This is a genomic window from Cutibacterium nasicola (assembly GCF_051303185.1).
GTDB lineage: Bacteria > Actinomycetota > Actinomycetes > Propionibacteriales > Propionibacteriaceae > Cutibacterium.
Map to the genome: position 1 here is coordinate 609,870 of NZ_JBPPGE010000001.1, position 13,662 is coordinate 623,531.

At 63.0% G+C, this 13,662-nt stretch carries 14 protein-coding genes, 1 tRNA gene and 1 riboswitch; of the genes, 3 read left to right on the forward strand and 12 right to left on the reverse strand.

Features of this window, described 5'->3' with window-relative positions:
* Window positions 1-15 precede the first annotated feature (15 nt).
* The 3 genes from coaE to rpsA all read right to left on the reverse strand — a co-directional run bounded on the left by coaE (window position 16) and on the right by rpsA (window position 2,860).
* Complete coding sequence (gene coaE / locus ACSJJT_RS02865) at window positions 16-660, reverse strand: dephospho-CoA kinase (RefSeq protein ID WP_435916835.1); 645 nt, start codon at window positions 658-660, stop codon at window positions 16-18.
* Complete coding sequence (locus tag ACSJJT_RS02870) at window positions 660-1,124, reverse strand: transcriptional regulator (RefSeq protein WP_435916837.1); 465 nt, start codon at window positions 1,122-1,124, stop codon at window positions 660-662. The genes coaE and ACSJJT_RS02870 overlap by 1 nt, the downstream gene beginning before the upstream one ends.
* 239 nt (window positions 1,125-1,363) lie before the next feature.
* A complete protein-coding gene (gene rpsA / locus ACSJJT_RS02875) occupies window positions 1,364-2,860 on the reverse strand; it encodes a 30S ribosomal protein S1 (RefSeq protein ID WP_435916838.1) in 1,497 nt (498 codons plus the stop codon).
* Window positions 2,861-3,172: 312 nt separating this feature from the next.
* Between rpsA and ACSJJT_RS02880 the strand changes: the two genes are divergently transcribed.
* Window positions 3,173-3,934, forward strand: a complete 762-nt coding sequence (locus ACSJJT_RS02880) for a class F sortase (protein WP_016667335.1) — start codon at window positions 3,173-3,175, stop codon at window positions 3,932-3,934.
* A 370-nt stretch (window positions 3,935-4,304) separates the two neighbouring features.
* Here ACSJJT_RS02880 and polA read toward each other — a convergent pair whose 3' ends face one another.
* Complete coding sequence (gene polA / locus ACSJJT_RS02885) at window positions 4,305-6,983, reverse strand: DNA polymerase I (RefSeq protein WP_435916839.1); 2,679 nt, start codon at window positions 6,981-6,983, stop codon at window positions 4,305-4,307.
* A gap of 70 nt (window positions 6,984-7,053) precedes the next feature.
* Here polA and ACSJJT_RS02890 point away from each other — a divergent pair, with 70 nt between their 5' ends.
* Window positions 7,054-7,467 (forward strand): PaaI family thioesterase, encoded by a 414-nt coding sequence (locus ACSJJT_RS02890; RefSeq protein ID WP_435916840.1) that lies wholly within the window; start codon window positions 7,054-7,056, stop codon window positions 7,465-7,467.
* An 18-nt stretch (window positions 7,468-7,485) separates the two neighbouring features.
* Here the strand turns inward: ACSJJT_RS02890 and ACSJJT_RS02895 are convergent, their stop codons facing one another.
* Window positions 7,486-8,133, reverse strand: a complete 648-nt coding sequence (locus ACSJJT_RS02895) for an ANTAR domain-containing response regulator (RefSeq protein ID WP_435917046.1) — start codon at window positions 8,131-8,133, stop codon at window positions 7,486-7,488.
* Window positions 8,134-8,308: 175 nt separating this feature from the next.
* On the opposite strand from ACSJJT_RS02895, the gene ACSJJT_RS02900 reads away from it, so the two are divergent.
* A tRNA-Leu gene (locus tag ACSJJT_RS02900) sits at window positions 8,309-8,391 on the forward strand.
* An 8-nt stretch (window positions 8,392-8,399) separates the two neighbouring features.
* Here the strand turns inward: ACSJJT_RS02900 and ACSJJT_RS02905 are convergent.
* The 7 genes from ACSJJT_RS02905 to ACSJJT_RS02935 all read right to left on the reverse strand — a co-directional run bounded on the left by ACSJJT_RS02905 (window position 8,400) and on the right by ACSJJT_RS02935 (window position 13,545).
* Complete coding sequence (locus ACSJJT_RS02905; RefSeq protein WP_435916841.1) at window positions 8,400-8,771, reverse strand: fluoride efflux transporter FluC; 372 nt, start codon at window positions 8,769-8,771, stop codon at window positions 8,400-8,402.
* A complete protein-coding gene (locus tag ACSJJT_RS02910) occupies window positions 8,768-9,196 on the reverse strand; it encodes a fluoride efflux transporter FluC (protein WP_435916842.1) in 429 nt (142 codons plus the stop codon). The genes ACSJJT_RS02905 and ACSJJT_RS02910 overlap by 4 nt, the downstream gene beginning before the upstream one ends.
* Window positions 9,187-9,687, reverse strand: a complete 501-nt coding sequence (locus tag ACSJJT_RS02915; RefSeq protein ID WP_435917047.1) for a universal stress protein — start codon at window positions 9,685-9,687, stop codon at window positions 9,187-9,189. Before ACSJJT_RS02915 ends, ACSJJT_RS02910 begins: the two co-directional genes overlap by 10 nt.
* A 150-nt stretch (window positions 9,688-9,837) precedes the next feature.
* A riboswitch (Fluoride riboswitch) is annotated at window positions 9,838-9,908 on the reverse strand.
* Window positions 9,909-10,032: 124 nt separating this feature from the next.
* Window positions 10,033-11,409, reverse strand: a complete 1,377-nt coding sequence (pyk, locus tag ACSJJT_RS02920; RefSeq protein ID WP_435917048.1) for a pyruvate kinase — start codon at window positions 11,407-11,409, stop codon at window positions 10,033-10,035.
* A 174-nt stretch (window positions 11,410-11,583) separates the two neighbouring features.
* Complete coding sequence (locus ACSJJT_RS02925) at window positions 11,584-12,504, reverse strand: RluA family pseudouridine synthase (RefSeq protein ID WP_435916843.1); 921 nt, start codon at window positions 12,502-12,504, stop codon at window positions 11,584-11,586.
* A complete protein-coding gene (locus ACSJJT_RS02930) occupies window positions 12,482-13,006 on the reverse strand; it encodes a signal peptidase II (protein WP_435917049.1) in 525 nt (174 codons plus the stop codon). Before ACSJJT_RS02930 ends, ACSJJT_RS02925 begins: the two co-directional genes overlap by 23 nt.
* Before the next feature lie 59 nt (window positions 13,007-13,065).
* The gene (locus tag ACSJJT_RS02935) at window positions 13,066-13,545 is read right to left on the reverse strand and encodes a TraR/DksA family transcriptional regulator (RefSeq protein WP_435916844.1); all 480 of its coding nucleotides are present in this window, start codon (window positions 13,543-13,545) and stop codon (window positions 13,066-13,068) included.
* Window positions 13,546-13,662 lie beyond the last annotated feature (117 nt).

The window sequence follows — 13,662 nt, forward strand, 5'->3', positions numbered from 1 at the left end:
ACAGTCGCGTGAGAGCTACCGCTGGCCGCCGCCCGAGTGTCCATACCCCAAGATGTGGGCCCAGGCGCGGTCCACCGCGTGGGGAAGGTTCTCGAGAGGACGACTGGTGTCGATGACGATGTCGGCAACTTCCAGACGCTCCAGGCGCGAGGCCTGGGCCCGGATCCTGGCCCGAGCGTCCTCCTCGGAACAGCCGTCCCTCTCGACGACACGCCGCACCTGCTCGGCAGGATCAACATCAGTGACGACGACCGTGTCGAACTCGTCAGCCCTGCCGGTCTCCACGAGCAGGGGAATGTCGTGGACCACGACGACCTGACCCTCCGCAGCACAGGCTTCTTCGTCCACCCGTCGAGCTGCTTCCTCGACCAGCGGATGGATGATCCCTTCCAGGCGTCGTCGAACAGATGGATCAGCAAAGACGATCGATCCCAGCGCGGGGCGGTTCAGGGAACCATCGTTGGCCAGCACCTTCTCGCCAAAGGCCGCGACGACCTGCCGAAGCCCCTCGGATCCGACTGCGACGACGTCCCTGGAAAGCTGGTCGTAATCGATGATGATGGCCCCGTGCTCAGCCAACAATGTGGAGACCGTCGACTTTCCGCTGGCGATTCCGCCTGTCAGGCCGACCCGGACGATGCTCTTGGGGCGACCGGGCATCAGGCTGGGGCCTCCTCGTCGGACGGGGTGGCCGACCCGCCAGGAGCCGTGACACAGTTCAACGGGGTGAGGCGCCAGGCCTTGCCGGACTGGTCAATGACCATGGTCCACTGACCCTTCTGCAGGTGACAGGTGGCAGGCCGATCCTTGGCGGTCTCGGCATGACCCTGGACGACGTCATTGATGTCGTCGTCACCGCTGAAGGTCTGTTCCATGGACTCGTTGACCTTGCCGTCGGGGCTCATCAGGCAGACCGTGACGACCTTGCCCTTCCATCCCCGGACGGCGGTAACCGTGGCGGGCTTGACCGTTCCCTTGGCAAGTCCGGAATCGCACGCCACCCCGACGTCGGAACTCGCCTGGGTCGTTGCTGGCCTGAGCCCTTCGTCAGAATGTGAACAGCCAGTCATCGCCGCGGCAGCAATCAGGCCCAAGGCTACCGTGGCTGCTCGCGCAGCCCTCATGACACCTCCATCAGTCGTGGCACCAGCATAAGGGGCCCCGTCGTCGCCGGTTCAACCATGTGTCGCTTGTCCATGCCGACGACCTGGCCGACGAGGAAGAGCTGTCCGGGATCGTAACCGACGAACGTGCCCGCGTTTCCGCAGCACAGTTTGACCGGCGGCCCCGAGCCGCCTGACACACCACGAGGGCCCCGCCACAATGGCGAGGCCCCTCAACGTTGCAATGGATCAGCTGATCATCAGTTGTGGGTCAGCTTGTCCCGGAGAGCCTGCAGGGCCTCGTCGGAGGCCAGCGAGCCCTCGGCCGGGCCGCTGGTGTAGGACGACTCGGCGCCACCGTCGTTGAGAGCGGCCTCCTGCTCGGCCTGCTCGGCATTGATGACCTGCTTGCGGTGAGCCTCCCAGCGAGCCTGGGCCTCGGCGTACTGCTGCTCCCAGGCGATGCGCTGCTCGTCGTAGCCGGACTTCCACTCGTTGGTCTCCGGATCGAAGCCCTCAGGGTAGATGTAGTTGCCGTCCTCATCGTAGGAGGCGGTCATGCCGTACAGCGAAGGATCGAACTCGTCGGACTCGACGTCGATGCCCTCGTTGGCCTGCTTGAGGGACAGCGAGATGCGGCGACGGTCGAGGTCAATGTCGATGATCTTGACCATGACATCGTCGTTGACGCTGACGACCTGCTCCGGGATCTCGACGTGGCGCTCGGCCAGCTCGGAGACATGGACCAAGCCCTCGATACCGTCCTCCACGCGGACGAAGGCACCGAACGGAACGAGCTTGGTGACCTTTCCGGGAACAATCTGGCCGATCTGGTGCAACCGGGCGAAGGCCTGCCACGGATCTTCCTGGGTCGCCTTGAGGGACAGCGAGACGCGCTCGCGATCCATGTCGACGTCCAGCACCTCAACGGTGACCGGCTGCCCAACCTCGACAACCTCGCTCGGGTGGTCGATGTGCTTCCAGGACAGCTCGGAAACATGGACCAGACCGTCCACACCACCGAGGTCGACGAAGGCACCGAAGTTGACGATCGAGGAGACGACACCCTTGCGGATCTGCCCCTTCTGCAGCTGGTGCAGGAAGTTCTGGCGGACCTCGGACTGGGTCTGCTCGAGCCAGGCGCGACGAGACAGCACGACGTTGTTGCGGTTCTTGTCGAGCTCGATGATCTTGGCCTCGATCTCCTGACCGACGTAAGGCTGCAGGTCGCGGACACGACGCATCTCAACGAGGGAGGCGGGGAGGAAGCCGCGCAGACCGATGTCGACGATGAGGCCGCCCTTGACGACCTCGATGACGGTACCGGTGACGACGCCCTCCTCTTCCTTGATCTGCTCGATCGTGCCCCAGGCACGCTCATACTGAGCACGCTTCTTGGACAGGATCAGACGACCCTCCTTGTCCTCCTTCTGCTGGACGAGGGCCTCGATCTCGTCACCGACGTTGACAACCTCGAAGGGGTCCACGTCGTGCTTGATCGACAGTTCCTTGGACGGGATGACACCCTCGGTCTTGTAACCGATGTCAAGGAGAACCTCGTCACGGTCCACCTTGACGACGGTGCCAGAGACGATGTCGCCGTCGTTGAAGTACTTGATGGTGGCGTCCACAGCGGCCAGGAAGGCCTCCGGGCTGCCAAGGTCGTCGACCGCCACGGATCCATCGGCGGTGTTGGCGGCATTCTGCTGGTCGATGTCGACCGGGTTCGAGGTGGAGGCCTCAGTGGAGGAGGTCATGTAGTAGGACTCCGATTGATGTCAGGTGGTTTGAAACTCGTTGCAGCCCCGACCCTGGGGTCGAGCACGATCTACTCCCGTCCGAGATCGCACAGACCACAACGCAGCAGCAAGCGTAATACCCCAGCACAGGAGGGTCAACCGTCCTTCCCCAGTTCGCGGCACACACGGTCGATACAACCTCCAGTTCGATACGAGGTTTGTCCCGCAACGAGGTAATCTGCCTCTGGATCCACCTTCTCGGATCCTTCCCCATTCGGGTACCACATCCCGAGACTGAATCCCTCGTAAGCCTTGGAGGACATCACAGTTATGACTGATCAGTCTCCCCGACACGGTGAACCACCCACCGAGTCGACGTCGTCGCGCAGCTCAGCCACCCATGCCGGCGACAGCACACAGTCAGGCAGCCCACGTTGGCGAATTGTTGCTCTCGCGGTTGTCATCGCTCTTGTTGTCGCCGCCATCGCCGCTGTCATCGTCCAACGCGATAACGGCGACGACTCTGCTGGTGGTCCTGGTTCGGCGACATCTGCATCGACGTCAGCCGCGCCTGCGGCGTCCGCCAAGAAGAAGGGCCCCGTCCCGGCCGGTTGCATGAAGAACCCGAGGCCCATCGTGCCGGTCAAGTACTCGATCGACCACCTGAACGTCTCCGCCAAGGTTCTCTCGCGTGGCCTCGACAGCGCCGGAGCAGCAGGGGCGCCCCCGCGCGACGATCCTTCCTCGATGGCCTGGTTCAACCAAGGTCCCAAGGTCGGTTCCAACAGGGGCAACGTCGTTCTCACCTCGCACACCTTCCATGTTGGAGAGGCGCTGGGGAACAGGATGTACAGCAGGGACAACGGCATCAAGCCGGGAGACATCATCCGGTTCTCTGACACGTCCGGGAATACGGTCTGCTATAGGTACACCCACAACGTGAAGGTGTGGGTCAAGGACTATGACCCCAACTCGACGATCCTCTACGATGACAACGGTCCGGCCCAGGCAGTCATTGTCGTGTGCTGGGACTATGTCAAGGGCAAGGGTCATGAGTCACGGGTGCTGTTCTACGCCGACCCGGTCGCGTGATCGTCAACCTCATCTGAGGCCACCCCGGGGCGGGTCATGGCCCGTTCGTGGAGCATCAGTACGGGTCTGACCTCTACCGTCATGCGACGGGTGAGAAGTCGGTGGATCCGACGGCTGAGGCCGACAAGACGTGAAATGATTGCTGCGCGAGTGGCCCCTGCAACACGGTGTGGACCTCCGACGGCGGCTCGGCCTGATACGTCGACACCCGCACGGGCAATTACCGCCATCTGGCCCGGCTGCGCCTACGACCCTCCCGTCCGGAACGAACGCTTCGCCCCAGCCTGGTTCGACATCGAGTGACCGTCACCATTGATGACGGGAGGAGGAGTGCTCCAGTCGATGCGCCCTGTTGTCTCACTGGCCGAGCTCAGTGCGCAGCGTCGAACCACGACCGTCCAACGCCGATCGACACCGTCAGCGGCACCGACAATTCCAGGGCGTGGCCCATCGCATCGGTGACGATCTCGCGAACCAGTTGCTCCTCACCATTGGCGATCTCAAGGATGAGCTCGTCATGGACCTGTAGCAGAACGCGGCTCGTCAAACCAGCCTTGTCAAGTTTCGCGTCGGTAGCGAGCATAGCCAGCTTGATGAGATCTGCAGCCGATCCCTGAATGGGTGCGTTGAGTGCAGCGCGTTCCGCCATCTCGCGACGTTGACGATTGGTCGAGGTGAGGTCGGGCAGATAGCGACGGCGTCCCAACAGGGTCTCGGTGTATCCCTGACGACGAGCCTGGTCGACGACCTCCTCGAGATAGTCGTGGACCTTCCCGAAGATGCTGAAGTAATCGGCCATGAGTTCCTTGGCCTCCCCGACACTCACCTTGAGCTGGTTGGAGAGACCGTAGGCGCTCAGACCGTAGGCCAGACCGTAGTTCATGGCCTTGATCTTGGAACGCTGCGCGACGCTGACGCCCTCCGGAGCCACCCCAAAGACGTGCGAGGCCGTCACGGTGTGGAAATCCTGCCCGGAACGGAAGGCATCGATGAGGGACTGGTCCCCCGAGACGTGAGCCATGATCCGCATCTCGATCTGGGAGTAGTCGGCACTCATGAGGGATTCGTACCCCTCACCGACGACGAATCCCTCCCGGATACGTCGTCCCTCCTCGGTGCGCATCGGGATGTTCTGCAGGTTCGGGTCCTTGCTGGACAGCCGTCCGGTTGCAGCGATCGTCTGCATGTAGGTGGTGTGGACCCGACCGTCATCACGGACTTCCTTGAGTAGACCGTCGACAGTCTGACGCAGTTTGATGGCGTCACGATGCTCCAGCAGGTGAGCCAGAAAGGGATGCTCGGTCTTTTCGTACAGACTGGCCAACGCGTCGGCATCGGTGGTGTATCCGGACTTGGTGCGCCGGGTCTTCGGCATGTCGAGCTTGTCGAACAGCACCCCCTGCAGCTGCTTGGGGGACGACAGGTTGATCTTCTCACCAGCCGCCTCCCAGGCAGCCTCCTGGGCACGGGTGACACGCCCGTCGAATTCGGATCGCAGTCCTTCCAAGACGTCGGGGTCGACGGCTATACCGGCCCGCTCCATCGACATGAGGCACCGCTGCACCCCCATCTCGACATCGTGGAGCAGCTCGGACCCGCCGCGGGCCTCGACCTCCTTCTCCATGACGTCGGCAAGCTTGGTGACGGCCACCGCCCTCTCCATGGATTCGGCGGACCGGTCGTCCCCGAAGTCGAACATCCCCTGGCCGGACTGGTCCTCCCCCTCCCCCAGAATGACGTTGAGGTGGGTGCGCACCGCGTCGTCGAACTTGTGAGCACGGCGATCCGGATGCAACAGATATGAGGCAAGCTCGGTGTCGCAGGTGAGGCCATTCACATCCCAGCCGCGCTCGGCCAGCGCCTCCACCGGACCCTTGGCCGAATGCATCGCCTTCGCGTGGTCCTCGTCGGCCAGCCACTGGGCAAGGGACTTCTCGTCATCCGGGCCGAGCTCAGCTGTGTCGAACCACACCGCAGTACCTTCTCCGGCCCCCAACGCCACGGCCTCCACATCACCGGACCCACCACCCCAGGTGCCCGTGACATCAACACCGACCCGGCCTTCCACCCTGGACAGCCAGTCACCCAAGGTGCCCGGCTCGAGCACGGCGCCGCAGACGTCAAGGGTCTGGTCAACCTCAACGACCTCATCAGCGTCCAACGCGGAGGCCAGCGCACACACACGATCCCACAGGGTGCGGAACTCCAAGGTGTCGAAGATGGCCCGGGTAGCCTTCGGATCCCAGGGCTGACGAGCAAGATCAGCCAAGGCGACGTCGAGATCAAGGTCGCGGACCAGGGCGTTGAGCTTACGGTTACGGATGACGTCGTCAAGGTGATCGCGAAAGGACTGGCCCGCCTTCCCCCTGACGGTGTCAGCCTCACGAATGAGATTCTCCAGCCCGTCATAGGCGTTGAGCCACTTCACAGCTGTCTTGGGGCCAACCCCGGGAACGCCGGGAAGGTGGTCAGCGCTCTCCCCCACCAGGGCCGCCAGCTCGGGGTAACGGGCCGGGGGCACGAGGTACTTCTCCTCGACACTTTCCGGTGTCATCCGGGCAAGGTCCGAGACACCCTTGCGCGGGTAGAGCACCGTCACCTGGTCATTGACGAGCTGCATGGCGTCCCGGTCCCCCGAGACGAGCAGGGACTTGAACCCCTCAGCAGTCGCCCGGGTGGATAGGGTCGCGAGAATGTCATCGGCCTCGTAGTTCTTCTTGGACAGATGAACGATGTGGAGGGCGTCGAGGACCTCCTTGATGAGGTCGATCTGGCCGGGAAACTCCGGCGGAGTGGCGGCTCGTCCGGCCTTGTACTCGGAGTACTCAGTGGTTCGGAAGGTCCCGCCTGCAAGGTCCCACGCCACCGCGATGTGGGTGGGCGTCTCATTGCGCAGCAGGTTGATGAGCATGGCGACGAAACCGTGCACCGCATTGGTGTGCTGGCCCGTCGAGGTGATGAAGTTCTCGACCGGCAAGGCGTAGAAGGCCCGGAAAGCCATGGAGTGCCCATCAAGGACCATGAGGGTGGGCTGCGTCGTCTCGCTCATGTCCTCGACTCTAGAGGACACCACGGACAGTATTGAAGAACCGAACGGCACACGGTGGCATGCTTCACCCATGACCTATTCCATCCCTGAACATCCGCTTCCGGAGTGGCTGGCCGAACTCGTCAGCCCCCTTGACGACAAACTTGGCGTCAAGGTACGGGAGATTTCTCCCACTCGCTGTGTCGTCACCGCGCCGCTCGACGGCAACACCCAGCCCATGGGTCTGTGGCACGGCGGCGGCTCTGGTGTCCTCGTGGAGACAGCCGGCTCCCTGGCTGCCATGGCCCACGCGCGCACCTTTGAGCATTCCGCCGTCGGTACTGAACTCTCGGTATCGCATCTACGCCCACCCCACGGCCATCAGGTCATTGCGACCGCGACGGCAGTGCATCTGGGTAGACACACGACGACCCACACCGTCGAGATTGTCGACGATGAGGGCCGTATCTGCGCTGTTGGACGGATGACGTGTCAGGTCATCTGAGAACGAGCCACGTCGAGATCACTTCTCGTTCTCGGCGTGATCAATGACTCCCTGAGCCACCTCGCGCATCGACTTGCGCAGGTCCATGGCGGTCTTCTGGATCCACCGGAAGGCCTCCGGCTCGGTGAGGTCAAGGCTGGTCTGCAGGATGCCCTTGGCCTGGTCGACGATCTTGCGCGACTCCAGGCGCTCCTCCAGGTCCATGACCTCGTCCTCCACGCCGCGGATCTCGGCGAAACGGGCCATGGCGATCTCGATGGCCGGAATGACGTCCGACGCATCGAAGGGTTTGACGACGTAGGCCATCGCGCCGGCCTCCTTGGCGCGCTTGATGAGGTCGCGCTGGGAGAAGGCGGTCAGCATGACGACCGCACAGATGCGATCCTCAGTGATCTTGTCAGCCGCAGTGATGCCGTCCATCTTCGGCATCTTGACGTCCATGACGACCAAGTCGGGTTCGAGCTCATTGGCGAGACGGACGGCCTCCTCACCGTCACTGGCCTGGCCGACGATCTCGTAACCGTGCTCCTCGAGAAGCTCGACGAGATCGAGGCGAATAAGGGCCTCGTCCTCGGCCACCACGACGCGTGGATGTTCCGTCCCCACCCCCGGATCAGGGGTGGACCGGGTGGGGTCTTGTGGCTTGCTCACGGTGGTTCCTTGCATGTCGATCGGTGACAACTCAGTTCAATTCTAGTGGCTGACAGGCCTTGCCGCACCCACATCCGTGCCTGATCGTGATTGACACCCCCTCAGTGACGATCGAATCGTCGATCATCGGCAACACTCAGTAACTGCAGAATCGGCATACCGGCGCAACTGTGGCACAATAGGCGAGCCGGCCCGAGTGGCGGAATGGTAGACGCGGCGCACTCAAAATGCGCTGTCCTTGCGGGCGTAGGGGTTCGACTCCCCTCTCGGGCACCGTCGGCTCACACCAGTGATCCCAGGAACAGACCAAGGATCGCTGCCAGCACTCCTGCAATGGCCATCCCCAAACAGTGCAGACCTGCCACGTTCACCCCCCGGCCGGAAGCGGTGCGCGCGGTCTCCACCGACGCCGTGCTGAAGGTCGTGAAGCCACCGCAGAATCCCGTTCCCAGCGGGCCCTTGAGGTGCTGCGAGAATCCCACGTCACCGAGGGCCACCGCGGTGATGAATCCCAGCAACAGGGATCCCACCACATTGATGACGAGGGTTCCCACCGGGACTGGGGCCGAAAGACGAGAGCTGATGCACAAGTCGAGCAGGAGTCGTGTGACCGCACCCAGGCCACCAGCCAGGCAGATCCACAGCATCGTCACGACGACCTACCAGCTGCCGCACGCACGGTGGTGATCATGACCCAGGCCAGGAAGGCGCCCGCCACGACACTCATCAGCAGGTAGGCAACACCCAACAGCCAGTGCCCGGACATGACGCGCTGCCCGGTCTCCACCGCAAGGGTCGAATAGGTCGTGAACCCGCCCAGCATGCCGGTACCGAGGCAAAGCCGAACCGCCCGGCGAATCCCCTCGTCAGGGCCGGCATGGACGAGAACTTCGAGCAGGGTCGCAAGCACGAAGGCCCCCACGAGGTTGGTCACCAAGGTCGCCCAGGGCACGCCGTCGGCAGTGGTCGGCAAGGCGTGGGTCATCCCGGCTCGCATGAGGGTACCCAGGCATCCTCCCAGGAACACCAGACCCACCAGTACGGGACGTCGATCGAGGAATCCCGATCTCACTGCCATGGCGAGGAGTCCTTCCAGTCGACGACGGCGATAGGCACCACAAGCACCGGGCGGTGCTGATGGTGTGACAGATTGGTCGCAATCGATCCACTCACGAAGTCCTGGACCCGCCGCCGATGGGTCCTGGCTCCCACGATGAAGGCCGCGGCATCAATGGCTCGAGCGAGATGGGTCAAGGCACGATCTGGCTGACCAGCAAGGTACTCCAGTCGCCAAGGAACCCCGCTGCCCTCCAGAACAGTCGAAATGTCCTCGGCCAGCCGCTGACGAGCGGTCTCGACGTCGTCACCCATGGCGTCCGGGTCGACGGGTGCAGACACCACCGACCCATCTGTGTTCTCCTCGACGACATAGCGCCGCTGATCAACGTATGCGAAGACGACCTGGGAGGCCTTGGTCGCGCGAGCCAGCGAGGCAGCCGTCAAGCTCACCAGGCTCGATTGCCCCGGAACCACCGCGACGACGATGGGGTGTCCTTCGAACTCGACCATTCGGGCTGGGTGCGGCTGGGGCACTGCGCCATCCTTCGCCGCCATGTGTCCGCTCATAACCATCCCTCGCGCCGGGAGCCACGCGTCTGCACGGGATTCATCACCATCTCGCTCATTCATCGGCGCGAGGGCAAACTCCTACCCCCGCATTACGGGGTAGGAACCATCAGCCGGTTCGGCAGTTCGGCATTGGCCAGGCGGGATCCATCGCCATCACGGACTTTACCAGGCTCCTACCCCGTCGGCTCCTTTCGCGGCGCGGGCCTTCATCCCGTAGGGAAAAGGGGGACGTCCCCCGCTCCAGAAGGAGAGAGGGACGTCGCAACAGTCGAGGTTCAACCGCGATCAGTCGTCCTCCTTGATGCGAAGGATGCGCAGATCGTTGGTCTTGCCCGGGATGTCCATCGGGGATCCGGACAGCACGACAACACGGTCGCCGACCGGCACGAATCCCTTGTCGCGCAGGTAGGCGTTGACCCAGCGGTACAGGTCCTCAGCGGTCTTGAACACCGGGGTGGCGACGGCGTGGGCACCCCACACCCAGGCGAGATCCTTGGTGGTGGTCTTATCAGGGGTGAAGACGATGAGCGGGGTGCTCGGACGCAAACGCGCGATACGGCGAGCGGTGTCACCGGACTTGGTGAAGGCCACGATGAACTTGGCCTCGGCACGCTCGGCAATCTCGGCAGCAGCCTTCGACATGATACCGCCGGTGGTGCGCGGATCCCAGTCGATCTTGGCGATCTTGTCCAGACCGTGAGCCTCGGTTGACTCCACGATCTTGGCCATGGTGCGGACGGTCTCGCCCGGGAAGTCGCCAACGCTGGTCTCGGCGGAGGTCATGACGCCATCGGCACCGTCCAGAATGGCGTTGGCCACATCGGCGGCCTCGGCGCGGGTCGGACGGGGAGCGTGGATCATCGACTCGAGCATCTGGGTGGCCACGATGACGGGCTTGGCCTGGAGACGAGCCTTCTCGATGATCTGCTTCTGGATCAGCGGAACCTCCTCGAGCGGGCACTCGACGGCCATGTCGCCACGGGCAACCATGACGGCATCGAAGGCGTCGATGATAGCGTCGAGGTTCTCGATGGCCTGCGGCTTCTCCAGCTTGGCGATGACCGGGACGGTGCGTCCCTCCTCGTCCATGATCTCGTGGACGCGGTCAATGTCAGAGCCGTGACGCACGAAGGACAGGGCAACCAGATCGATACCGGCCTTGAGAGCCCAGCGCAGGTTCTCCTCATCCTTCTCGGTCAGGGCCGGGATGGAGACGGCAACCCCGGGAAGGTTGATGCCCTTGTGGTCACCGACCGGGCCGGCGACCGTACAATGGCAGTTGACGTCGTTGCCGCTGACCGAGTCAACCTGCAGGACGGTCTTGCCGTCGTCAATGAGGATGACGTCGCCAGGCCTGCAGTCCTCAGGCAGCCCCTTGAAGGTGGTGGAGACGCGCTCCTGGTTGCCCAGGATGTCGTCGGTGGTGATGGTGAACTTGTCACCAATCTCGAGGTCGATCTTGCCGTTCGACTCTCCCTCGGCCTTCTCGAACAGGCCGGTACGGATCTTCGGACCCTGCAGGTCGGCCAAAGCCGCCACGTTGAGCCCGAGCTCCTCCGACACCGAGCGAACCAGGTCAAGACGCTCCTGGTGCTCGGAGTAGTCGCCATGACTCATGTTGAGGCGGGCGATGTTCATGCCAGCCTGCATGAGCTCCTTCATGGCGTCATGGCTGGACACAGCGGGTCCAAGGGTGTTCACAATCTTAGCTCTACGCACGCCCCCACGATACCGCCCAACATCACGGGAACCCGACTCAAAGAGCCACTCACCGCCGGATGTACACCAGACGTTCATCAATAATGCACGGATGACCACAGCCGACTGAGCGACTGCTCAGGCGTGCCTCACCACATCCAGTGCATGTTGCAGATCCTCGGACGGCTCTGAGTGGAACGTCACCCACTCACCACGTCCCGGATGGGTGAAGGACAGCTCCGCGGCATGCAACCACTGCCGTTCCAGTCCCAGTTCCGTGGCCAGCACCGGATCACACCCATAGAGCGGATCTCCACAGCAGGGATGGTTGACGGCTGCCATGTGCACCCGGATCTGGTGGGTCCGACCGGTCTCGAGGTGCACCTTGAGCAGGGTCGCGTGATGGAACGCCTCAATCGTCTCGTAGTGGGTGACGGAGTGACGCCCCCCGTCAACGATTGCCATCTTCCAGTCATGACGGCGATCACGACCGATGGGGGCATCGATCGTGCCCGTGAACGGATCGGGATGTCCCTGAACAAGGGCGAGATACACCTTGTCGACAGTTCGGTCCCGAAAGGCCTGCTTCAACACGGTGTAGGCGTGCTCACTCTTGGCGACCACCATGAGGCCGGAAGTTCCGACGTCAAGGCGCTGCACGATGCCCCGGCGCTCCGGCGCCCCACTCGTGGAGATCGCAAACCCGGCAGCCGCCAGATGCTCGACAACGCTGGGACCGTCCCAGCCCAGAGACGGGTGAGCAGCCACGCCAGCCGGCTTGTCGACGACGACGACGTCAGAATCGTCATGAACGATTCTCATCCCCTCGACGATCTGAGGGGTGATCGACGGGGTGGCGACGGGATCGCAGAGATCAATGTCGAGCATCTGCCCCGTGGCGACGCGAACAGATGCCCGGGGCACCTTCTGCCCATTGAGGAGGACCAACCCTTCCTTGATGAGATCGGCAATCCGGGATCGCGACACCCCGCTCATTCGAGCGGCAGCAACGTCAACCCTCTCTCCGTCAAGACCATCAGGTACCAGCAGGACGCTCACATCTCCTCCTTCTCGTCGCGCTCCCCCTCCCATTGTCATCCGTCGCATGGCCTTCACCGTCATGGTGGCCAAGGATCGACACCAGCACGACGAGGATCGCCGTACAGGTGATGAAGATGTCGGCAACGTTGAAGACCGCGAAGTGCGGCAGGCTGATGAAGTCGACGACATGACCACGCAGCGGCCCGGGCGCCCGGAAGAAGCGATCAGTGAGGTTGCCGCAGATACCGGCAACGAGCATCCCACAGGCGATGAGGGACCAACGATGACGAGCCTTCGGCACTCCCCACGCGCACACGACGATGAGCATCACGACGGCGAAGAGACTGATGAGGACGGTCGCCGTCGATCCCATGGAAAAGGCAGCACCCGGGTTGCGCAGCAACCGTAGGGTGAATAAACCGCCAACCCAACTCGGTGGATCGTAGGGATCGAGATGAGCGACGGCCTCCGCCTTAGTCCATTGGTCAAGGCCGTAACCGGCCATCGCGATGATGACCATCACGAGACGCCAACGCCTGAGCTGGGCTCCTGTCAACGCGGTCGGATCAGTGGGAGAACTCACCGGCGCTCTTCGCGCTGCTTGCACTTGACGCACATGGTGGCTCGCGGAAAGGCCTGCAGACGGGCCTTCCCAATGGCCTTGCCACAGGACTCGCAGGTACCCCAGGTGCCCTCGTCGAGCAGCTGGAGAGCAAGCTTCGACTGGTCGTAGACGGCACGGGCATTGCGGGTGACGGAGATCTCCTGGTCACGCTCGAACTGGGAGGAACCGACGTCGATGGTGTCCATGCCCGCACCGTCGTTGCCCTGCTTCATGAGATCAGCAAGGTTATTCTCAGCTTCGGCGAGGACGGTACCCATCCTGTTGACATCCGACTCCAGGGCATCGATGATCTCGCGAACCTCATCAACCGTCCATGGCTCATCGCCGTCGCGCACCGGCAGTGAGGCGGCGATGGCCTCGACATCATGATCTGACATGGAACTCTCCATCGTCATGCGGGGATCGTCCCCGGCTTGGTGGTGTGTGCCGCTCATGTCATCACCTCCGTGGGGTTTGCATGAACTGGGGGCAGACATTACACCCATGCCACTCACCCGTCATCCTGGTCACCCGCTCCGAGATTGACCATCAGATGAACGACACCGTGCCCC